At 73.2% G+C, this 24,859-nt stretch carries 2 protein-coding genes (1 of these 2 cut by a window edge); both read right to left on the bottom strand.

Annotated elements, in window-relative coordinates; genetic code table 11:
• A protein-coding gene (locus ABT247_RS09885) for a non-ribosomal peptide synthase/polyketide synthase (RefSeq protein ID WP_350740763.1) crosses the window boundary here: on the bottom strand, positions 1-19,945 show its 5' portion. It extends 2,423 nt beyond the left edge of the window; only the first 19,945 of its 22,368 coding nucleotides appear in the window; it begins with the start codon at positions 19,943-19,945; its stop codon lies beyond the left edge, outside the window.
• The coding region (locus tag ABT247_RS09880; RefSeq protein ID WP_350740761.1) for a non-ribosomal peptide synthetase at positions 19,942-24,859 on the bottom strand (4,918 nt) is incomplete at its 5' end. The genes ABT247_RS09880 and ABT247_RS09885, both read right to left, overlap by 4 nt.

Genomic DNA, 24,859 nt, shown 5'->3' with positions numbered 1-24,859 from the left:
CGTGGCGGGCCAGCAGCCGGGCGAGCTGGTTGGCCCGCTCGTCGAGCTCCGCGTAGCTGAGCCGCTCGTCCTGGTGGACCACCGCGGCCCGGTCCGGGTTCGACCTCGCCCGCTCGGCGACGAGCTCGGACCACCGCTGCGGCGGTACCGGCCGCTCGGTGGCGTTGAACTGCCGGACGACCCGGTCGAACTGGTCGGCGCCCAGCAGGTCGATCAGGCCGACCGGCTGGTCCGGGTCCTCGGCCAGAGCGCGCAGCCAGCCGACGAGCTGGTCGATCAGCCCGGTCACGCTCTCCTCGTCGAAGACGTCGGGCCGGTGGTCCACCCGCAGCCGCAGGGACGGGCCGCGCATCGAGGCGCACAGCGCCAGCGGGTAGTGCGTGGCGTCGCTCGTCCGGTCGTCGCTGACACCCACGTCGCCGGGCTCGTCGTGCAGGCCCTGGGGCGGTGCCGGGTAGTTCTCGAACACCGTCGCGGTGTCGAAGAGTTCACCGAAGCCGGCGAGCCGCTGGACGTCGGACAACCGCAGGTACGAGTGCTCCGTCAGCTCGGACTGCTGGCGCTGGATCCGCTCGAGCAGGGCGATCACCGGCTCGGCCGGCTCCAGGCGCACGCGGACGGGCAGGGTGTTGATGAAGAGCCCGACCATCGTCTCGATACCGGCGATCTCCGGCGGCCGGCCGGACACGGTGGCGCCGAACACCACGTCGTCCCGCCCGGTCAGCCGGCTCAGCATCGTGGCCCAGGCGCCCTGGACCAGTGTGGCCAGGGTCAATCCGTGCCTGCGGGCCAGTGCGGCGAGCGTCGCGCTGAGCTGCTGGTCGACCTCGACGACCTGGCGGTGCGGCGTGACCGCCGCCCGCTGCCCCGCCGACGGTGCGAGCAGGAGGGGCTCCTGCAGCCCGGCCAGCGCGGTGCGCCAGGCGTTCTCGGCCGCCGCGCGGTCCTGCCCGGCGAGCCAGGTCAGGTAGCCGCGGTAGTCGGCCGGCACCGGAAGCGTCCGGTCGTCACCGCCGGTGGTGTACAGCTCGCCCAGCTCGCCCAGGACCACCGGCATGGACCATCCGTCGAGCAGGATGTGGTGGTTGGTGAGCAGGAAGCGGTAGGTGTCCTCGGCCACCCGGATCAGCGTGAAGCGGATCAGTGGCGGACGGGCCGGGTCGAAGCGGCGGGTGCGGTCCTCCTCGATGATCCGGGCCACCTCGCGGTCGCGGGCCTCGCCCTCCAGCGCCCGCAGGTCGTGCTCGTACCAGGGCAGTGCCGGATCCTCCACGACCACCTGCACCGGACGGGCGAGATCGTCCTGCCGGAAGGCCACCCGGAGGTTCGGGTGGCGGCGCAGCAGGGCGGTCGCCGCCGCCCGCAAGGCGTCCCGGTCGACCTGGCCGTCCAGTGCCCAGAGGAACTGGACGGTGTACGGGTCGGTGTCGCCTTCGTCGTACCGGGCGTGGAAGAGCAGCCCCTCCTGCAGCGGAGTCAGCGGCAGCACGTCCGACAGGCCCGGCAGGTCCGCCTCCAACCGCTCGATCTGCCGCTGGGACAGGTCGACCAGCGGCAGGTCGGACGGCGTGCGCCCGGCGTTGCCGGGGCGCCGCAGCTGGTCGGCCAGCACGCGCAGTGCCGCGACCCAGCCCTCGCAGAGCTCCAGGACCTCCTCGTCGGTGAAGAGCCCGTCCGGCCAGGTCCACATGCAGCTCAGCGAGGAACCGGCGGCGAAGTCGTCCGTCCGCGCGTTGACCTCCAGCGCGTGGGCGAACGGTCGTCGGCCGTCCGCGCCGCCGTCGTACCGGCCGGTCTCGAAGGCCGGCTCGGACGCGACCGGTGCCGGCTCGCCCTCCGGTGCCGTGAAGCGGCCGAAGTAGTTGAAGGCCAGTTGGGGCTCGGCGCCGCCGGCCAGCCGCTCGGACGCCTCGGGGTCCAGATAGCGCAGCAGGCCGTAGCCCAGACCGTGGTCCGGGATCCGCCGCAGCTGCTCCTTGACCTCCTTGGCGGCGCGGGCGGTGGCCGGTCCGCCGGCCAGGGCCTGGGTGGTGTCCACCCCGGCGAGGTCGATCCGCACCGGGTACATGGCGGTCAGCCAGCCGACGGTCCGGGTCAGGTCGACGCCCTCGAGGACGTCGTGCCGGCCGTGGCTCTCCACCGCGAGGAGCACGTCCTCGCGGTGCGTGCCACGCCACTTGGCACGCCACTGGGCGAGCGCCAGCGTCAGGCCCGTGAGCAGGACGTCGTCGACACCGGCGTGGATGGCCCGCGGCACGTCAGCCAGCAGCGAGGTGCTGAGGTCGGCGGGCAACCGGACATGCACGAAGCGCGTCGCGTCGACGGTGTCGCGGGAGGGGTCGAGCGGCCGGAGGCCGAGCAGCGGCTCCGGTTCCCGCACCATCTCCTCCCAGAGCTCGAGCTCGCTCCGGCGTTCGGCCGCGAGCTCGTGCAACCGGGTCGCCCAGCCGCGCAGTGAGGTGCCGACCGGGTCGAGCGCGATGGGCCTGCCCTGCTCGGCCGCCTCGTAGGCCTCGAACAGGTCGGGCAGGAGGACCCGCCACGAGACGCCGTCGACGGAGAGGTGGTGCACCATCAGCAGGAGACGGCCGCTCCGGCCCTGACCGGCGTCGAACCACACGGCCTGCAGCATGATGCCGTCGTCCGGGGCCAGCCTGGCCATCGCCGCGTCGCGGTGCTCGACGATCACGGCTTCGAGCGCCTCGTCGTCCAGACCGGCCGCGTCCACGCGGAGCAGCACGTCGCCCGCACGGACCGCCCCGGTCTCGGGCACGTTCAGCCGCCACTGCCCGCCGGTGCGGTCCAACCGCATCCGCAGGGCGCCGTGCCGGTCGATCAGTGCCTGCAGCGCCTGCTCCAGCAGGGGCAGGGTGGCTCCCGCCGGTGCCGGGACGATCCGGGACTGGTTGAAGCCCTCGACCGGGCCGCCGTTCTCCCGCAGCCAGTGCACGATCGGCAGCAGCGGGACGTCGCCGGTCTCCGGCTCGTCGGTCGCGGCGGATGCCGGGCCGTCGGCCGGCCGGACCACCGCTGCCAGTTCGGCGACGGTCTTGTACCGGAACACGTCGCGCGTGCCGATCAGCAGCCCGGCCCGCCTCGCGCGACTGACGAACTGGATCGACATGATGCTGTCGCCGCCCAGGTCGAAGAAGTTGTCGTCGATGCCCACCGACGGCAGGGCGAGGACGTCGGCCATGATCGCGCAGACCCGCGCCTCCAACTCCGTGCGCGGTGCCCGACCGGTGGACGCGCTGGAGAAGTCGGGCGCGGGCAGCGCGCGACGGTCCAGCTTGCCGTTCACCGTGGTCGGCAGGGCGTCCAACGCGACGAACGCGTTCGGCACCATGTACTCGGGCAGCCGCTGCTCGGCGAACGAGCGGACGGAGCTGACCAGTTCGCCGAGCCGCCGGGAGCCCAGCGGGTTGTTGACGTGCGCCGCGGCGTCCTGCCGGGTGCCCGGCAGGTACGACTCCGAGACGGCCTCCTCGCCGACGCCGAACACCGCGTCCAGCCGCCCGGGTGCACCCTGGGCGTACGTGACGACGACCGGCTGCCCGCACCGTGCGGCCAGTTCGTGCAGCGCCTCGGGATGGACGCCGCGCTCCTCGGGGCCGGTCAGCGCGGCCAGCGCCTCGTCGACCGGCCGTCCGTCGGCCAGGGCCAGGAGGGCCGCCTGCTCGCCGGCCAGCCGTGCGTCCGGGACACCGGTCACCCGGACCGGCAGGCCGTCACCGGCCGCGATCCGGCGCTCCAAGTCCTCCAGGTTCAGGACCTCCACGCCGTACCGCAGCCGCGGCAGGTCGGCGAGCGAGCGACTCCCGGCGGGAGCCGTCCGCAGGACCACGTCGAAGCGGTGGCGGGTCAGCTCGGTGTCGCTGCGGCCCCGCTTGACCCGGACGTCCACGGCCTCGAACGCCGGGATGAGCCCGGGCAGCGCCGCGAAGTACTCCGGGTCGACGAGGAGTTCCTTCTCCATCATGATCGTCTGTTCGATCGAACGGGAGAGCTCGGCAGGTGTCTGCCGGCCGTTCCACTGCAGCAGTCCGACCGCCGTCTGGAAGCTCCGCTGGGTCCGCAGGTTGCGCTGGTCGCCCAGGAAGACGGCGCCGCCCGGCACCAGCAGACGCGACAGCGACGCGAGCACATCGGTCAGGTAGGCGGCGCTGGGGAAGTACTGCGCCACCGAGTTGATGACCACGGTGTCGAAGAACTCCCGCGGCAGGGCGTCCAGTTCGTGCGCGGCGCCGATCTCAAGCCGGACCTTGCCGGCCATCTCGGGCTGGGCCTCGACCTGTCGCCGCAGCACGGCGATCGCCTCCGCGGAGAAGTCGATGCCCCAGTACGCCTCGCAGTCGCCGGCGAGCTTCGCCAGCAGCAGACCGCTGCCGACGCCGATCTCCAGCACCCGGCGCGGCCGCAGCGAGCGGATGCGCTCCACGGTGGCGTCCCGCCACTCGCGCATCTCCTCCAGCGGGATGTCCTCGCCGGTGTAGCTGCTCGCCCAGCCGCTGAAGTCCTCGCCGAACTCCTCCGGCCGCTCCGCGCCGTACAACTCGGCGTAGAGCTCCTGCCACTGCTCGATCTGCTCGCCGGCGGTGCCGTTGTCCGCGGCCGTCCCGGCCGTGCCCGGCTCCGTGCCCGGCACGACGTAGGCCACCAGTTGACGGTCGCCCGGACGGTCCTCGCGCACCAGGACGGCCGCCTGGGCGACGTCCGGGTGGGCGGCCAGAGCCGCCTCGATCTCGCCGAGCTCTATCCGGAAGCCGCGGATCTTGACCTGGTCGTCGGCCCGGCCGATGAACTCGACCGCGCCGTCGGCGTTCCAGCGCACCAGGTCGCCGACCCGGTACATCCGGCTGCCCGCCGGGCCGTGCGGGTCCGCCACGAACCGCTCGGCGGTCAGGCCCGGCCGGGCCTGGTAGCCGCGGGCCAGACCCGCACCGGCGATGTACAGTTCGCCGGCGACCCCGGCGGGGACGGGCCGCAGTGCCTCGTCCAGGACGTAGACCCGCATGTCGTCCAGCGGTCGCCCGATCGGGATCTGGGCGGGGACCCTCCGGGCGTCCTCCACCCGGAAGGTGGTGGCGAACGTGGTCGTCTCGGTCGGGCCGTAGCCGTCGACCACCACGATCTGCGGGCAGGCCGCCATGACCCGTCGCACGGCTTCGGCCGGTACCACGTCGCCGCCGGTCCACACCTCGGCCACGCCCGCGAAGCACTCCGGGGACTCCTCGGCGGCGAGCCGGAACAGACCCGCGGTCATCCACAGACCGGTGATCCGGTTCTCCTCGATGACCCGGGCGAGGGTCGCCAGGTCGAGGTCGCCCCGGGGGGCCACCACGGCCCGGCCGCCGTTCAGCAGCGGCACCCACAGCTCGTAGGTGGACGCGTCGAACGCCTGCGGGGAGTGGAGCAGCACCCGGCGGTGGGCCTGCGGACGGAAGGCCCGGTCCGAGGCGAGTGCGGTCACGTCGGCGTGGGTGATCCCCACGCCCTTCGGCACACCCGTCGAGCCGGAGGTGTACATCACGTACGCCAACTGCTCGGGGTGCACCACCGCGGGCAGCCGGACGTCCAGGACCTCCGGGTCCGTCCCGGCGTCCACCACCAGGACCGCGGCGTCGTGCTCGCACTCCAGCGCCGGAGAGGTGGTGTCCGTCAGCAGGACGGAGACCCGGCTGTCGCTCATGATGTGGCTGCGGCGGGAGGCCGGGTAGCGCGGGTCGATCGGCACGTAGGCCGCACCGGCCTTGAGCACCGCCAGGATCGACACCACCAGTGCCGCGGAGCGCTCCTGGAACAGCGCGACCCGGTCCTCGGCCCGGACGCCGGCCGCCACCAGGCGGCGCGCCAGCCGGTCGGACTCGTCGTCCAGCTCGCGGTAGGTCAGCTCCCGCTCGTCGCTCGACACCGCGACCGCGTCCGGCGTGCGGGCGACCTGGGCGGCGAACCGGGTGGTCACGCCGGTCGGCAGGCGGTCCGTCGCGGTGTCGTTCCACTGTCGCAGGACGGTCTGCCGCTCGTCGTCCCCGAGGATGTCGATCGAGCCGATCGGCACCGCGGGGTCCGCCGACACCGCGGTCAGGAGCCGCTCCAACCGCACCACCAGGGCGGTGACCGTCGCGGGGTCGAACAGGTCGGCGCTGTACTCGATGAACCCGTTGATGCCCGCGGGCGTCCCGCCGGCCCCCTCGAACTGCTCGGAGAAGCTGAGGAACAGATCGAAGCGGGAAGCCCCGGTGAAGCCGTCCTCCGAGCTGAGGGTCAGGCCGGGCAGTTCGACGTCGGCGGCGGCCGTGGCGTTCTGCAGCGCCAGCATCACCTGGAACAGCGGCTGGTGCCCGGCGGAGCGGTCCGGTCGGAGCACCTCCACCAGGTGGTCGAACGGGACGTCCTGGTGGGCGTACGCCGCCAGCGCGGTCTCCCGGGCCCTGCCGATCAGTTCGGCGAACGACGGGTTCCCGCTCAGGTCGTTGCGCAGCACCAGGGTGTTGACGAAGAAGCCGACCAGGTGGTCGAGCGCCTCGTCGGTGCGGCCCGCGATGGGGCTGCCGAGCGGGATGTCGTGGCCGCCGCCGAGCTTGCCGAGCAGCGCCGCGACCGCGGCCTGGAGCACCATGAAGGTGCTCGCGCCCTCCCGCTTCGCCAGCGACCGCACCGCGGCGTGCAGCTCGGCGCCCAGCTCGATCGGCAGACGCCCCCCTCGGTAGCTGGCCACCGACGGACGCGGCCGGTCGGTCGGCAGGTTCAGCAGGTCCGGCAGGTCGGCGAGGGACTCCTTCCAGTAGGCGACCTGCCCGGAGAACAGGCTGTCGGGGTCGGACTCGTCGCCGAGCAGCTGCCGCTGCCACAGCGTGTAGTCGGCGTACTGCACCGGCAGCGGCTCCCACTGCGGCGCCCGGCCGGCGTGCCGGGCGGTGTACGCCTGCGAGACGTCGGCGGCCAGGGGGCCGAGCGACCAACCGTCGCCCGCGATGTGGTGCACGACCAGGACGAAGACGTGCTCGGTCGGGGACAGCGTGAGCAGGGTCGCCGCGACCGGCGGCTCAGCGGTCAGGTCGAACGCCGTGCGCACGGCGGCGGCGGTCGCCTCCTCCAACCCGTCCTCAGCAACCTGGCGGCAGGTCAGCTCGATCCGCGCCTCGTCCGTTCCGAGCACCACCTGCCGGGGCAGGCCGTCGATCTCCGGGAAGACCGTGCGCAGGCTCTCGTGCCGGGCGACGACGTCCTGGAGCGCCGCCTTCAGCGCCTCCAGGTCGAGGTGACCGGAGAGCCGGACGACGAACGGCATGTTGTAGGTCGCGCTCGGGCCCTCCAACCGGTGCAGGAACCACATCCGGCGCTGGGCGAAGGACAGCGGCACGGCGTCCGGGCGCGGCTGCGGCCGAAGGGCCGGGCGGGCCCGGTCGGCCGAGTCCAGGTGCTCGACCAGTCCTGCGACGGTCGGGTTCTCGAACAGCGTGCGGATCGCGAGTTCCACCCCGAACACGGTCCGGATCCGGCTCACGAGGCGGGTGGCCATCAGTGAGTGGCCGCCGAGGTCGAAGAATCCGTCCTCGACGGAGACCACCGCCAGCCCGAGCGCCTCGGCGAACAGGCCGGCCATGATCTCCTCGCGCGGCGAGCGCGGTGCCACGACCTCACCGGCGGCGCTGTCGGCCGGTACGGGCAGCGCCCGGCGGTCCAGCTTGCCGTTGGGCGTCATCGGCAGCGCGTCCAGACCGACGACGACCGACGGGACCATGTAGTCCGGCAGGTCCGCTGCGGCCCACCGGCGCAGCGCGGCGGCGTCCACCGGCCGGCCGACCGCCGGCACCACGTACGCCACCAGCCGCTGGTCCCCGGGCCGGTCCTCGCGCAGCACCACCACGGCGCGGGCGACGTCCTGGTGACGCGCCAGCACGGCCTCGATCTCGCCCGGCTCGATCCGGAAACCACGCAGCTTGACCTGGTGGTCGACCCGGCCCAGGTACTCCAGCCTCGCCCCCCGGCCCCAGCGGGCCAGGTCGCCGGTCCGGTACATCCGGGCGCCACCGGCGAACGGGCTGGCGACGAACCGCTCCGCCGTCAGGCCCGGACGCCCCAGGTAGCCCTGGGCCACGCCCGCCCCGGCGATGTACAGCTCACCGGGCACGCCCGGTGGGACCGGGCGGAGCCGTCCGTCCAGGATGTGGACGTCGGTGTCGGTGATCGGGCCGCCGATGTGCGGAGCACCCGTCTCGAGCTCTGCGGCCGTCGACCAGATCGTGGTCTCGGTGGGCCCGTAGAGATTGGTGACCCGACCGCCCTCGGCGGCCAACCGGTCGGCCAGCTCCGGTGGCAGCGCCTCGCCGCCGACCAGCTTGCGCAGACTGCGCAGGGCCGTGGCGTCGTGGTCGGCCAGCGCCTGCCACAGCGACGGGGTCGCCTGCAGGACCGTGACTCCCGACTCGGCCGCCAGTCCGAGCAGGGCCGAGGGCTCGCGCACGGTCTCCCGGTCGGCGAGGACCACCGCCGCGCCGGCCGCGAGCGGGAGGTAGAGCTCCAGGGCGGCGATGTCGAAGGACACCGTGGTCACCGCCAGCCACCGGTCCTCGGGGGTCAGCGGGAACCGGCCGGCCATGTCGTGCAGGAAGTTGGCCAGCCCGCGGCGCGGGACCACGACACCCTTGGGCCGCCCCGTGGAGCCGGACGTGTAGATGACGTAGGCGGGGTGCTCGGCGTGCACCGGGGTCCGGCGCTCGCCGTCCGTCCAGTCCCGGCCCGACAGCTCCGCCAGGACCGCCCGGGTCCGCTCGTCGTCCAGCAGGACGACGGCGCCGCCCACCGGCGGTTCCTGCACGGTGGTGGAGGTCACCGTCAGCGTCGGCCGGGCGTCGGCGACGGTGTACTGGAGCCGCTCCGCCGGGAGGCCGGGGTCGAGCGGCAGGTAGGCCGCGCCCGACCGGAGCACCGCCAGCAGGGTCACCAGCAGTTCGGCACCGCGCGGCAGGGCGACGGCGACCAGCTCGCCGGGAGCCGCACCGAGCGCGACCAGGTGCCGGGCGAGCCGGGTGACCTGTTCATCCAGCTCCCGGAAGGTCAGTGACACGTCGCCGGCGCGGACGGCGAGGGCGTCCGGCACGTCCGCCGCGCGACGGCCGAGCAGGACGTCGACGTCCTCGGCCGGCGACGTCCGACGCGGGCCGGTCCCGGCGGTGCGGACGGCCGCGAGCTCCGCGGCGTCCAGCAGTTCCAGCTCGCCGATCGGGAGGTCCGGCCGCTCCACCGCGGCGGTGAGCAGCCGGACCAGCCGGGCGCCCAGTGCCTCCACGCGGTCACGGTCGAACAGGTCGACGGCGTAGCTCGCCGTTCCGATGATGCCGGCCGCCGCACCGTCCTCGGTGCGGTGCTCGGCGAAGGTGAACGAGAGGTCGAACTTCTCCGTCTCCAGGTCGAAGGCCTCCGGCTCCACCTCCAGACCGGGCAGGCCCATGGCCCAGTCGGCCTGGGCGGCGTTCTGCAGGTTGAGGGCCACCTGGAACAGCGGGTGGCGAGCCATCGACCGGCTGGGGTTGAGCGCCTCCACGAGCCGCTCGAACGGCAGGTCCTGGTGGGCGTACGCGCTCAGGCCGGTGGCACGGACCCGGTCGAGCAGTTCGGTGAAGGTCGGGTCGCCGGAGACGTCGGTGCGCAGCACCAGCGTGTTGACGAAGAAGCCGACCAGATCGTCGAGCGCCTCGTCGGTGCGGCCGGCGATCAGGCTGCCGATGGGAATGTCCTCGCCGCCGCCCAGCCGGGACAACAGGGCGGCCAGACCCGCCTGGAGCACCATGTAGACGCTCGCCTGCCGGGTGCGGGCCAGGTCGTTCACCCGCCGGTGGACGTCGGCGGGAATCTCGATCGTGATCCGCGCACCCCGGTAGCTCGCCACGGCCGGCCGGGGTCGGTCGGTCGGCAGACCGAGCTCCTCGGGAAGCCCGGCGAGGGCCTGCTCCCAGTAGCGCAGCTGCTGGGAGATCTGGCTGTCCTCGTCGGCCTCGTCCCCGAGCACCTCGCGCTGCCAGAGCGCGTAGTCGGCGTACTGCACGGGCAGCGGCTGCCAGTCGGCCTCCTGACCCGCGCTCCGGGCCCGGTAGGCGGTGGCGAGGTCGGCCAGCAGGGGCGCCAGCGACCAACCGTCGGCGGCGATGTGGTGCATGGTGACCGTGAGGACGTGCACGTCCTTGGCGACGGCGAACAGCCGGGCCCGGAGCGGGATCTCCTCGGCGAGGTCGAAGCCGCGGCTGATCTCGGCGGCGACCGCGTCGGCCAGCTGCTCCTCGGTGGTCCGGGTGACGTCCAGGCGCAGCACGGCCTCGTCGGTGGCCCGCACCCGCTGGACGGGCACGCCGTTCCACTCGGCGAACACGGTGCGGAAGACCTCGTGACGCTCCAGCAGGTCCTGCAGGGCCGCGGAGAGCGCCTCCCGGTCGAGGGTGCCGGTGAATCGCAGCACGATCGGCAGGTTGTACGCCGAACCGGCCTGCTGGTCGAAGCGGTTGAGGAACCACAGTCGCCGCTGGGCGAAGGACAGCGGGAGCTCGTCCGGACGCGGCATCGGAGCCAGCGCCCGACGGCCCGCCCCGGCCGTGCCGAGCTGAGCGGCCAGCCTGGCCACGGTCGGCGCCTCGAAGACGGCGCGGATCGGCAGCTCCAACCCGAACGCGGTGCGGATCCGGCTGATCAGCCGGGTGGCGAGCAGGGAGTGCCCGCCCAGTTCGAAGAAGTTGTCGTGCACCCCGACGTCCGGGACCCCGAGCATGTCCGCGAACAGGTGGCAGAGGATCTCCTCCTGCGGCGAGCGCGCGGCGGCGGGGGCCTGGGAGTCCGGGCGGTGGACGGGAGCCGGAAGTGCCTTCCGGTCGATCTTCCCGTGCGCGGTCAGCGGGATCCGGTCGATGGTCACGAACAGCTGCGGAACCATGTACTCGGGCAGCCGGCCGGACAGGTGCGCGGACAGCTCCGCGGCCGTCGGCGCCTCGGCCGCCGGCACGACGTAGCCCACCAGGCGCTGGTCGCCGGGCTGGTCCTCACGGACGATCACCGTGGCGGCGCGGACCGCCGGGTGGGAGGCCAGCGCGACCTCGACCTCACCCAGTTCGATCCGGAATCCGCGCAGCTTGACCTGGTCGTCGCTGCGGCCGACGTACACCAGCTCGCCGGAGCGGTTCCACTTGGCGACGTCGCCGCTGCGGTACATCCGGCTTCCGGGTGCCCCGAAGGGGTTGGGCACGAAGCGTTCCGCGGTCAGCGCCGGCTGGTTCAGGTAACCGCGCGCCAGCCCCTCGCCGGCGAGGTAGAGGTCGCCGGGCACGCCCTCGGGCACCGGCTGGAGCCCCGCGTCCAGCACGTACAGCTGGGCGTTCGCCTGCGGGCGGCCGATCGGCACCGGGCCGTCGGGCACCGGCTCGCCGGGGGCGATCCGGTACTCGGCGCAGTTCACCGTCGCCTCGGTCGGACCGTACACGTTGCGCACCGTCACGTCGGGGTGCAGTTCGCGCCACTCCCGCAGCACCGCGCCGAGCAGCGCCTCACCACCGAGCAGCAGCTCGCCGGAGGGCGAGTAGCCGGCCGGAAGGGCGTTGAGCAGGGGCAGGTGGCTCGGGGTCGCCTTGAGGAAGGTCGCCGGAGCCTCGGCCAGCCCGGCGGCCTCGCCCGGCTCGGGCTCGGTGAGCGAGGCGAGGTTGACGCAGCCGCCGACCAGCAGGGGGGTGTACAGGCCGGTGACGGTCAGGTCGAAGGACACCGGCGAGTGCACCAGCGCCACTCCGCGGGCCGCGTCGTACTCGCGGGTGGTGTGTGCCAGGTAGTCGCTGACCGAGCGGTGCTCGATCACGACGCCCTTGGGCCGCCCGGTCGAGCCCGAGGTGTAGATCACGTACGCCGCGTCGCGCGGCGACAGCGGCCGGAGCCGCTCGGTGTCCGTGACGGGGCCGCTCGGGTGGGCCGCCAGCTCCAGCGCGGTCCCGGGCCGGTCCAGTCGGATGACGGGCGCGGCGCCGGACGGCAGGGCCGCCGAGGTGGCCTCGTCGCTCAGGACCACCGTCGGGGCCGCGTCGCCGAGCACGTAGGCGATGCGGTCGGCGGGATTGGTGGGATCGATGGGAAGGTACGCGGCACCGGCCTTGAGCACCGCGAGCAGGGCCGTGACCAGCAGCGGCGTCCTGGGCAGTGCGATCGCCACCAGGGAGCCGGGCCCGGTGCCGCCCGCGATCAGCAGGCGGGCGAGCCGGTTGGCGGCGGCGTCGAGTTCGGCGTAGGTCAGCTTCTCCTTGCCGCGGACCACCGCGGGGGCGTCCGGGGTCCTCTCCGCCTGGGCGCTGAACAGCTCCGGCAGCGGCGCGGCCGCCACCTCGGCGGCGGTGTCGTTGTACTCCGCCAGGAGCCGGTGCCGCTGGTCGGCGGGCAGCATGTCGATGGTGTCGATCGGCTGGTCCGGATCGCCGGCGGCGGATCGGAGCACCCGGCCCAGGTACTCGGCGAAGCCCTCCGCCGTGTCCCGGTCGAAGAGGTCCGTGCTGCACTGGATGTCGCCCTGCAGACCGGCCGGCCGGCCCTGCGCATCGAACTCCTCGGAGAAGCCGAAGCCCAGGTCGAACCGGGCGGCGCCGAGGTCCACGACGTACGAGCTGAGCTCCAGGCCGTGCATCTCGGTCGTGTAGTCCTGCAGGTTCTGCAGGTTGAGCAGGACCTGGAAGAGCGGGTGGCGGGCGAGCGAGCGCGTCGGGTTGACCGCCTCGACCAGCCGCTCGAACGGGACGTCCTGGTTGTCGTAGGCGGTGAGGTCGGTCTCCCGCACGCGGTGCACGAGCTCACGGAACGTCGGCCGCCCCGAGGTGTCGGTGCGCAGCACCAGCATGTTGGTGAGGAAGCCGACCATCTCGTCGAGTGCCTCGTCGGTGCGGTTGGCGATCACGCTGCCGATCGGGATGTCGGTGCCCGCCCCGACCCGGTGCAGCATCGTGGCCAGTGCCGCCTGCAGCACCATGTACAGGCTCGCACCCGTCTCCTGGGCCAGCGCCAGCAGCCGCTCGTGGACGTCCGGGTCGACCCGGAAGTACACCGGCATGCCCCGGTAGCTCGACACCGCCGGACGCGGCCGGTCGACCGGGAGGGCCAGCTCCTCGGGCAGATCGGCGAGGTTCTCCTGCCAGTACCTCAGCTGCTGGGAGTAGATGCTGTCCGGGTCGTCCTCGTCGCCGATGACCTCCAGCTGCCACAGCGCGTAGTCCGCGTTCTGCACCGGAAGCGGTGCGAACTCCGGGGCCCGTCCCTTGCAGCGGGCCTCGTAGGCCTGCGCGAGGTTGGTCGCCAGCGGCCGCATCGACCAGCCGTCGCCGGCGATGTGGTGCAGCACGAAGAGCAGGACGTGGTCCTCCGCCCCGAGCGCGTACAGGTGGACGCGCAGCGGCAGCTCGGTGGTGAGGTCGATGCCGACCCGGACCGCGGCCTCCAGCTGGGCGTCCAGGTCCTCGGGCCGTGTCTCCACCACGTCCAGTGACGGGTGCGCCTCGTCGACGGACAGGATCCGCTGGTACGGCACGCCGTCGGCCTCGGGGAAGACCGTCCGCAGGGCCTCGTGCCGGGCGACGAGGTCGCCCAGTGCCTCGGCCAGTGCGGTGCGGTTCAGCGGTCCTGTGAGCCGGAGCGAGATCGGCATGTTGTACGTGGCGCTCTGGCCGTCGAATCGGTTGATGAACCAGAGCCGTCGCTGCGCGAACGACAGCGGGATGCGCTCCGGGCGCTCCATGGCACGCAGCGCGGTCCGGCCGGTACGGGCACCGTCCAGCTGCTCGCCGAGGGAGGCGACCGTCGGGGCGTCGAAGACCAGCCAGATGGGCACCTCCACACCGAAGGCGGCGCGGATCCGGCTGACCAGGCGGGTGGCGAGCAGCGAGTCGCCGCCGAGCTCGAAGAAGTTGTCGTCGATGCCCATGTCCGGCCGGCCGAGCAGGGCGGCGAAGAGGCCGAGCAGCTGCTCCTCGCGCGGGTTGCGGGCGGCCCGGCCGGTCACCGCGGCCGCGGGTGCGGGCAGGGCCTTGCGGTCGACCTTGCCGTTGGGCGTGAGGGGGAGCCGCTCCAGCCGCACGAAGGCGGACGGGACCATGTACTCGGGCAGTTCGGCGCCGAGCCGCGCGCGGACGGCGGACTCGTCGAGGGCCGCCCCTTCGGCGGGGACGAGGTAGGCGACGAGCCGGGGCTGGCCGGCGTCGTCGCGGCGCGCCACGACGGTGGCCTGGGCGACCTCGGGCACGCGTGCCAGCGCCGACTCCACCTCGCCGAGCTCGATCCGGAAGCCGCGGATCTTGACCTGGTCGTCGGCGCGGCCGGCGAACAGCAGGCTGCCGTCGGGCGTCCGGCGCACGAGGTCGCCCACGCGGTACATCCGGCTGCCGGCCGGCCCGAACGGGTCGGCCACGAACGACGCCGAGGTGAGCGCGGGCTTGGTCCAGTAGCCGGTCGCGAGGCCCTCGCCGGCGAGGTAGAGGTCACCGACGACCCCGACCGGGACGGGGCGCAGCGAGCCGTCCAGGACATAGGCGCGCATGTTGTCCAGCGGGAGACCGATCGGCACGGTGTCGGCGGGCGGGTTCGCCGCGTCCATCCGGTGCGACGTGGCGAAGGTCGTGGTCTCGGTCGGGCCGTAGGTGTCCCGGACGACCATCGCGGGGAAGCGCTCCAGTACGCGGCGGACCGAGGCCGCGGGCACCACGTCGCCACCGGCGAGCAGTTCGCGCACCGGGGCCAGGCAGTCCAGGTCCTCGTCGACCACGAGCCGGAACAGACCGGCGGTCAGGTGCAGTGCGGTCACTCCGTGCTCGGCCACCAGGCGGCCGAGGGTTGCCACGTCCAGCTCCTGGGGCGGTGCGAGGACGATGCGACGGCCGTTGAGCAGTGGCATCCACAGCTCGTAGTTCGAGGCGTCGAAGGCGTGCGGGGCGTGCATGAGCACCGTGTCGTGCGCGTCACCGGAGAAGCACCGGTCGAGCGCGAAGGCGATCAGGTCGCGGTGGGTGATGGCGACGCCCTTGGCCTGCCCGGTGGAACCGGAGGTGTACATGATGTACGCCAACTGCTCCGGGTGGCCCGGGACGGCCGGGTCGGTGTCGGGCTGCTCCGCCAGACGCGGCTCGCGGTCGACGACGATCGTCCGGGCGCCGAGCGGCGCGGTGGTGGCCGACGCGGAGTCGACCAGGAGCACCGAAGCCGCGGTCTCGGCCAGGATGCTCTCGTGCCGCGCCAGCGGCGCGCGGGCGTCGAGCGGTACGTACGCCGCACCTGCCTTGAGCACGCCGAGCAGCGAGACGACGAGCTCGGGGGAGCGGCGCTGCAGCACCGTCACCCGGGAGCCGGAGCCCACGCCGGAGGCACGCAGCAGGTGCGCGAGCCGGTTCGCCGCGCGGTCGAGCTCCCGGTAGGTGAATTGCCCGTCCTGCCAGACCAACGCGATCCCGTCCGGCTCGCGCTCGACCTGCTCGGCGAAGCGCGCCTGCACGGTCGCCGCCAGCGCCGGCACCTCGACCGAGGTGTCGTTCCAGCCGGCCAGCAGCTGCTCGCGCTCCGCTCCGGTGACCAGCCGCAGCTGGGAGAGCCGCAGGCCGGGGGTCTCGGCCATCTGCCCGAGCACGGAGGCCATCCGTTCCCAGAGCCGGGACACCGTCTCGGCGTCGAACATGGTGGCGCGGTAGTACAGCCGTCCGGTGAGCCCATCGCCGGCAGGCCGCTCGTCCACGACGACGGAGAGGTCGAACTTCTCCAGGCCCAGGGCGGCGTCGTCGGCGCGCACGACCAGGCCGGGCAGCTCCAGGGCGAGCTCGCGCCGGCTCCGTACGGTGAGGGCGACCTGCGCCAGCGGATGACGGGCCGCCTCGAGGTCGGGTTCGAGCCGGCTCAGCAGCCGCTCGAAGGGGACCGGCCGCAGTTTCGCCGCGGCGGCAGCCTCGCCCGCCCGGGCCAGCATTTCGGCCACGGACGGGTCGGCGGACACGTCGACCCGCAGCACCGCGGGGTTCGCCGCGAACGCGGCGGCGCCGTCCCGGCGCAGCTGGGACAAGGTGGCGATCGGCAGGTCCTGGCCTGCGCCGAGTCCGCTCAGCACGACGGCGAACGCACCGCGCAGGACCGTCTCCAGGTCCACTCCGGCCTGGTCGGCGAGCACGGTGACGCCCTGCCACCGGGCGGTCGGCAGCTGGATCGGCACGCTGAGAAGGTGCTGGGAGCCCTTGCCGTCCCGCGGACGGTCGGAGGCCAGGACGAGCTCCTCCGGCAGCTCCGCGAGCTGCTCCGTCCACCATTCGACGGCCTCGTCGTCCACCGCGAACGCGGCCGTGTCGTCCCAGCTCACCGGCTCCCCGGAGACCCTCGACCGGTAGGCGGCCGCCAGATCGGCCAGCAGGCGGCCGCCGGCCCAGTCGTCGCCCGCGATCCGGTGGAGGACCGTCACCAGCACGGCCTCCGTGGGGCTGACCCGGAACAGGGTGAAGCGCACCGGAACCCGAACGGTCAGGTCGAACCCCTCGGCGGCCTCCGAGCTCACGGCGGTCTCGTCGAAGTCGGCGACCGTCAACGCCGGGCGGACGCCCTCCGGCGGCAGCACGGCCCCGGTCGGCTCGCCGTTGAGCTCCGGGAAGATCGTCCGCAGCTCGTCGTGGCGGGCGAGCACATCGTGCACCGCGCCGGTGAGCGCCTCGTGGTCGAGGTCGCCGGTGAGCCGAACGGAGAACGGGACGTTGTGCGTCGGGGTCCGGTGCGCGAAGCGGTTGATGAACCAGAGCCGGCGCTGCGCGTGGGAGAGCTCCACCGGCCGGGTCTCGGCCGCCGGGGTGGTGTCGGGGAGCAGCGCCTCGATCTCGGCGACCAGCGCTTCGGGGGAGGGGGAATCGAAGACGACCCGGATCGGCACGTCGACGCCGAAGGCAGTGCGGATCCGGCCGACCAGCCGGATCGCGAGCAGCGAGTGCCCACCGAGAAGGAAGAAGTCGTCGTCGATGCCGACCTCGGGTTCACCGAGGACGTCGGCGAACAGGCCGCAGAGAATCTCCTGATTCGGCGTCGAGGGCGCCTTGCGCGGCCCGCGCACGACCACCGGCTCGGGCAGCGCGGCCCGGTTCACCTTGCCGTTCCTGGTCAGCGGCATCTCGTCGAGGAGGACGAAGGCGTTGGGCACCATGTGCTGGGGGAGCCGGTCCGCGAGATGCCGGCGCAGCGTCTCGGCGTCCGCGCCCTCGGCCACCGCGTAGGCCACCAGCCGGCGATCGCCGGGGCTGTCCTCGCGCACGATGACCGTGGCGTGCTGCACCGCGGGGTGGGAGCGGACCGCGGACTCGACCTCGCCGAGCTCGATCCGGAAGCCGCGGATCTTGACCTGGTCGTCGGCACGGCCGGCGAAGACGAGCTCACCGGAGTCGGTCCACCGGCCCAGGTCGCCGGTGCGGTACATCCGGCTTCCGGGCGGTCCGAAGGGGTTGGCGACGAACCGCTCCGAGGTCAGGGTGGCACGGCCCAGGTAGCCGCGGGCCAGTCCGGGGCCGGCGGCGTACATCTCGCCGACGGCGCCCACCGGCACCGGCCGCAGCGCCTGGTCGAGCACGTACACGCGGTAGTTGTCGATCGGCCGACCGATCGGCGGGGCCTTGCCGTCCGCGGTGAGCGGCCCGTGCTGGGTCGCCAGGACGGTCACCTCGGTCGGACCGTACTCGTTGAACATCCGGACGTGGGGCGCGATGCCGGCGACCGTCTCGGCCGGGAGCGCCTCGGCGCCCGCCAGGAGCACGCGCAGCGAGTCCAGGCTGCCCTGCGGCATCGCCGCCAGCGGCGACGGCGGCAGGAGCACGTGGGTGATCCGGCTCTCGGCGATCAGCTCGGCCAGGACCGGCCCGACGGTGAGCCGCTCCTCGGGCGCGACGACCAGCGTGGCACCGGTGAACAGCGCCATCGACAGGGCCCAGTAGGCGGCGTCGAAGCCGTGCGAAGCGAAGAGCAGCACGCGGTCGCCGGGACCCACGGGGAAGGAACGGCGTTGCAGGGCCGCACCGTTGGCCAGGCCCATGTGGTTGATGACGACGCCCTTCGGGCGCCCGGTGGAACCGGAGGTGTAGATGACGTACGCGGGGTTGAGCAGGTGCGGTTGCGCGGTGCGCTCGGCGTCGGTCAGCGGGCCGTCCGGAGCTGCCGCCAGTGCGTCCTGGACGTCGGAGGAGTCGATCAGCAGGTGCTCGGCGTCCGCTGCCTCGGGCAGCAGTGGTGCGGCAGCGGTCGTGGTGATCACCGCCGCGGGGGCGGAGTCCTCGATCAGCAGGGAGATGCGTTCCTTGGGGTACGCCAGGTCAACCGGGAGGTGCGCGGCTCCGGCCTTGGCGACCGCGAGCACCGAGAGTGGGAACTCGATCGACCGCGGCAGGGCCAGCGCGACGACCTGCTCCGGGCCGATTCCCCGGGCCGTCAGCAGCCGCGCCAACCGGTTCGCCCGCGCGTCCAGCTCCGCGTACGTCAGCGAGGTCGACTCGAACTCGACCGCCACGGCGTCCGGCGTGCTCGCGGCCTGGGCCTCGAACAGCTCGGCGAGCGTGGCCGGTTCGACCGGCCGGTCGGTCTCGTTGTTCTGCACGAGGACCCGGTGCCGTTCGGCGGGGGCCAGCAGGTCGAGTCGTCCGACGAGCTGCTGCGGCTCGGTGACCAGGGCTTCCAGCAGCAGCCGGGCCCGGTCCAGCAGCGCGGCGGTCTCCTCGGCGGAGAAGAGGTCGGGCTGGTAGCTGACCCGCAGATGGAGCCGCTCGCCGGGCAGTGCGATCAACGTGATCGGGAAGTGGCTGTAGTCCGTGCCGTCGGACTCGAGCACCTTCAGTCCGGTGCCGGGCAGGCTCTCGGCGTTGTGGTCGACCGGGAAGCTCTCGAACACGGTCACCGTGTCGAACAGCTCCGCCCCGCCGACCAGCTGCTGGATGGCGGCGAGCCCCAGGTGCTGGTGCGGCAGCAGCTCCGACTGCTCGGCCTGCAGCCGGGCCAGCAGGCCGATGAGCGGCTCGCCCGGATCGATCCGGACCCGCACCGGGAGGGTGTTGAGGAAGAGGCCGATCATGTTCTCGACACCGGGCAGCTCCGGCGGTCGGCCGGAGACCGTGGCCCCGAAGACCACGTCGCTGCGGCCGGTCAGCTGGCCCAGCAGCAGTGCCCAGACCCCCTGGACCACGGTGTTCAGGGTGATGGAGTGACGGCGTGCCAGGTTCGTCAGTGCCGTGGTCAGTGAGCGACTCAGGTCGATCACCGCCCGCTCGGGCACCATCAGGGCGCGGCCGGCCCTCACCGGCCGGACGATGGTCCCTTCGGTGAGGTCCTCGAGCGCCTGGCTCCAGGCCAGCTCGGCTGCCGGCTTGTCCCGCTTGGCGAGCCAGGCGAGGAAGTTGCGGAACGGGGCCACGGGGGCCAGTCCGCTGTCGTCGGTGCCGCCCCGGGCGTACAGCGTGAACAGTTCGCTCAGCAGCAGCGGGATGGACCAGCCGTCCAGCAGGATGTGGTGGTGGGTGAAGAGCAGGCGGCAGCGCCGGTCGCCCAGGCGGATCAGGGCGAAGCGCAGCAGCGGCGGGCGCCCGAGGTCGAATCGGCGGACCCGGTCCTCCTCGGTGATCCGCTGCGTCTCGGCGGCGCGCTCGGCCTCGTCCAGTCCGGAGAGGTCGTGCTCCGTCCACGGGACCGGCACCTCACGGAGCACCACCTGGACCGGCCTGGCCGAGTTCTGGTGCTGGAAGGCCGTCCGGAGATTGGGGTGGCGGCGCAGCACGGTGGCCGCAGCCGCCCGGAACGCCTCGACGTCCAGGTCGCCCTCGAGGTCGACGCTCATCTGCGAGGTGTAGAGGTCGACGCCGCGGTCGTCGTAGAGGCTGTGGAAGAGCAGCCCCTCCTGCAAGGGAGTCAGCGGCAGGATTGCTTCAACTGCTGACGTGCTCATTCCGACACCTTCCAGTTTGCTTCGAACATCTTCAATTCGTCATCGGACAGTGACACCAGCGACAGGTCGATCGCCGCGTCATCGGGGGCCGGTGGCTCGGCCGGTGCTCCGTCGGCTGCCGGTTCGGCGTCCTCGACGGCGGCCAGGGCCGCCATCGCCGCCGCCGTCTTGTGCCGGAACACGTCGCGTGCGGACACGACGACGCCCGCGGCCCGCAGCCGGCTGACGAGCTGGATCGAGATGATGCTGTCGCCGCCGAGGTCGAAGAAGTCGTCGTCGACTCCGACCGTGGGCAGGGCCAGGACCTCGGCCATGACGGCGCACACCCGCGCCTCCAGCTCGGTGCGCGGCGCCCGTCCGCTCGCCGCGCTGGAGAAGGTCGGCGCCGGCAGCGCGCGACGGTCCAGCTTGCCGTTGGCCGTCATGGGCAGGACGTCCAGCGGAACGAACGCCGCCGGCACCATGTACTCGGGCAGCCGCTCCTCCGCGAAGGCCCGCAGTTCGGTGACCAGAGCACCGAGTTGGCGCGAGCCGAGGGGGTTGTTGACGTGTGCCGCAGGCTCCAGCTGCGTGCTCGCCAGGTAGATCCCGGCGAGCGTCCCGTCATCGACACCGAACACCGCGTCGAGCCGTCCCGCGGCACCCGGTGCGTACGTGACCCGCACGCCCAGCCCGCACCGGTCGGCCAGCTCGTGCAGCTCCTCCGGGTCGATCCCGGCGGAGAGTTCGAGCAGGGCCGCCACCTCGGCGACCGGGCGCCCGTCGGCGAGCGCTTCCGCCGCCGCCAGCTCGCCGGCCACCCGGGCGTCCGGGATGCCGGTGATCCGGAGCGGCTCGCCGGCGAGCGAGGCCAGCCGCTGTTCCACCTCCGCCAGGTCCATGACGTCCACGCCGTAGCGCAGGACCGCCGCGCCGCCGACGTCACGGGCCCCGGCCGGGGCCGTCCGGAGGACCACGTCGAAGCGGTGGCGGGTCAGCTCGTTGGCGCCCCGGCCGCGCTTGACCTGGACGTCCACGGCCTCGAACGCCGGGATCTGCCGGGCCGCCGCCGCGAAGTACTCCGGGTCGACCAGGAGTTCCTTCTCCATCATGATCGCCTGCTCGACCGCGCGGGACAGCGCCGCCTCGTTCTGCTGCTCCGTCCGCTGGTGCAGCCGGATCGCGGTCTGGAAGCCCCGCTGCGTCCGGAGGTTGCGCTGGTCGCCGAGGAAGACGGCGCCACCCGGCACCAGCAGCTGCGACAGCGAGTCGAGCAGCTCCGTCAGGTACGCGGCGTTGGGGAAGTACTGCGCGACCGAGTTGATGACCACGGTGTCGAAGAACTGATCGGGCAGGCCCTCCAGTTCGTGCGCGGCGGCCACCCTCAGCTGCACCCGCTCGGCCAGACCGGGCTGCGCCGCGACCTGCCTGCGCAGGACCCCGATGGCCTCGGTGGAGAAGTCGATGCCCCAGTAGGCCTCGACCTGCGGAGCCACCTTCGCCAGCAGCAGGCCGCTGCCGACGCCGATCTCCAGGACCCGCCGCGGCCGAAGCCCGAGGATCCGGGCGACGGTGGCGTCCCGCCACTCGCGCATCTCGTCCAGCGGGATGTCGTCGCCGCTGTAGCTGCTGGTCCAGCCGCTGAAGTCCTCGCCGAACTCCTCCGGCCGCTCCGCGCCGTACATCAGCTCGTACACCTGCTGCCACTGGTCGACCTGCTCGTCCGCACTGCCGGTCTCCGCCGGGGACGCGTCCGTGCCGGGCACCACGTAGGCCACCAGCTGCGGATCGTCGGCGCGATCGGTGCGGACCACCACCACGGCCTCGTCCACTCCGGGGTGGCGGCGCAGCGTCTCCTCGATCTCGCCCGTCTCGATGCGGTAGCCGCGGACCTTGACCTGGTCGTCGACCCGGCCGACGAACTCCTGGTTGCCGTCGGGGAGCCAGCGGACCAGGTCGCCGGTGCGGTACATCCGCTCGCCCGGCGCCCCGAACGGGTCGGCGACGAAGCGCCCCGCCGTCAAGCCGCCCTGGTTGAGGTAGCCGCGGGCCAGCAGCCCGCCGGCGATGTACAGCTCGCCCGGCACGCCCACCGGAACGGGCTGCAGGTGGGCGTCCAGCACGTACATGCGGGTGTTCCACGCGGGCGGCCCGAGGACGACCACGCCGGGATCGAGGTCCTCGCCGGGCGCGATGCGGTGGACGCTGCAGCCGACGGTGGTCTCGGTAGGACCGTACTCGTTGTACACGGCGGCCCGCGGGTTCCGAGCGCGCCAGCCCGCCAGGGCGGCACCGGTCAGTGCCTCGCCGCCGGTCACCAGGTCCCCGGTGGGGGAGAACTCCGGTGGCAGTGCGTCGAGCAGCCGCAGGTGGGTGGGCGTCGCCTTGACGAAGGACAGCGGGTCGGCCGCCAGCGCCTCGACCGTGCGCCGGTCCTCCTCCATGGGCGCCACGTGCAGGCGCCCGCCGGAGATCAGCGGTCCGAACAGCGCGGTGACCGTGAGGTCGAAGGAGATCGGCGAGTGGAGCAGCGCCGTTCCGCCGCCGAGCGCGGGGTAGACGTCTGCCGCCCAGTCCAGGTACTGCAGGACGGAGGCGTGGTTGACCAGGACGCCCTTGGGCCGTCCGGTGGAGCCGGACGTGTAGATGACGTAGGCGATGTTGTCCTGGCGCAGTCCCGCCGTCCGCTCCCGGTCGGACAGGTCGTGGTCCGGCTTCCCGTCCAGCGCCGCCGCCGTGTCCGCGGCGTCCAGCCACAGGCGGGGCCGGGTGTCGTCCGCGGGCAGCTGGGCGGCCCCCTGAGCGGTGCAGAGCACGAGGGCGGGGTCCGCGTCGCCGAGTACGTAGCCGATCCGCTCCGCGGGGTGGCGCGGGTCGAGCGGCAGGTAGCCGGCGCCGGACTTGAGCACCGCGAGGACCGCGAGGACCTGCTCGGTGGAAGCGGGCAGCGCGATCGCCACCAGGCTCTCCGGGCCGACCCCGTGCTCGACGAGCAGCCGGGCGAGCCGGTTGGCCCGCGCGTTGAGCGTGGCGTAGTCCAGCGTGCCGTCGGCGCCCACCAGCGCGGTGGCCTCCGGGGTCCGGGAAGCCTGCTCCTCGAAGCGGCTGACCAGGGTGCCGGTCGGGGCGGGGCGCGCGGTGTCGTTCCACTCGACGACCACGCGGCCGCGCTCCTTCTCGTCCATGATCGCGAGGGCGTCCAGACGGCGGTCCGGGTCCTCGACTGCGCTCGCCAGCAGCCGGACCAGGCGCTGTACGAAGACCTCGACGGTCGAGGCGTCGTACAGGTCGGTGGCGAACTCCACGGAGCCGTTCATGCCGGCCGGGAGGCCGTCGGCGTCCTGCGTCTCCGTGAAGCCGAACATGAGGTCGAAGCGGGCGACCTTCATGCCCACGAACTCCTCGCGGCTCTCCACCTCGGGCAGGGACAGGACGGGCGTCGCGTCGTTCTGCAGACCGAAGGCGATCTGGAACAGCGGGTGGCGGGACGGGTCCCGCTCCGGCTTGATGGCGTCCACCAGCCGCTCGAACGGCATGTCCTGGTTGGAGTAGGCGTCCAGGTCGGTCCGGCGCACCCGGTCCAGCAGTTCCCGGAAGGTCGGGTTCCCCGAGGTGTCGTTGCGCAGCACCAGGGTGTTGACGAAGAACCCGACCATGTCCTCGACGGTCTCGTCCGAGCGGCCCGCGACGGGGCTGCCCAGCGGCAGGTCGGTGCCCGCCCCGAGCCGGGTCAGCAGCGCCGAGAGGCCGGCCTGGAGCACCATGAACACGGTGACCCCGCACTGACGTGCCAGCTGCGTCAGCCCGGTGTGGGTCTGCGCGTCGACGTGGAAGACGACGTCGTCGCCGTGGTAGCTGGGCACCGGAGGCCGCGGTCGGTCGGTGGGCAGCGTGAGCTGCTCCGGGACGCCGTCCAGGGCCTGGGTCCAGAACCGGAGCTGCCGGGCGAACGGGCTGTCCGGGCCGGCCTGCTCGTCCAGCATCTCGTGCTGCCAGAGCGTGTAGTCGCCGTACTGGATTGGCAGCGGTTCCCAGGCCGGCTCCTGCCCGTGCAACCGGGCCGCGTAGGCGGTGGTGATGTCCCGGCACAGCGGCCCCATCGACCAACCGTCACCGGCGATGTGGTGGAGGACGACGAGCAGGACGTGCGTCTCGGCGTCCAGCCGCAGCAGTTCGACGCGCAGTGGCGGGTCGACCTCCAGGTCGAAGAGCCGACGGGCCGCCGCGGTCATCGCGGCCTCGACCCCGTCCTCGGTCACCGTGGTGACCGGCAGGTCGATGCGGACCTGGCCGGGGTCGAGGATCCGCTGCCACGGCACGCCCGCCTCGTCGGGGAAGACCGTGCGAAGGGCCTCGTGCCGGGCCACCACGTCGGCCACCGCCGAGCGCAGCGCGGCGGTGTCCAGGGGACCCGAGAGCCGCATGGCGATCGGCATGTTGTACGTCGCGCTGCTGCCCTCGTACCGGTCGATGAACCAGAGGCGCCGCTGGGCGTGCGACAGCGGGAGGCGTTCCGGCCGCGGCCTCGGGAGCAGCGGCGGACGTCCCGTGGCGGCGCGGTCGAACCACTCGGCCACGCCGGCGACGGTCGGATTGTCGAACAGCACCCGGACCGGCAGCTCCGCCCCGAAGGTGGTGCGGATGCGGCTGGCCAGCCGGCTGGCGAGCAGGGAGTGGCCGCCCAGCAGGAAGAAGTCGTCGTCGACCCCGACCGCGGGCACGCCGAGGACGTCGCAGAACAGGGTGCACAGCACCTGCTCGGTCATGGTCCGGGCAGGCCGTCCGACCGCCGTCGGCGCCTGGGGCGCGGGCAGCGCGGCCCGGTCCAGCTTCCCGTTGGGCGTCATCGGCCAGGCCGTGAGGACGACGAAGGACTGCGGCACCATGTAGTCCGGCAGGGACGCGCCGGCCGTGGCGACGACCGCGTCCAGGTCG

This window comes from Kitasatospora sp. NPDC001539 (genome assembly GCF_040298565.1).
Taxonomy (GTDB): Bacteria; Actinomycetota; Actinomycetes; order Streptomycetales; family Streptomycetaceae; genus Kitasatospora.
This window is presented reverse-complemented; position numbering and strand designations above follow the sequence as displayed.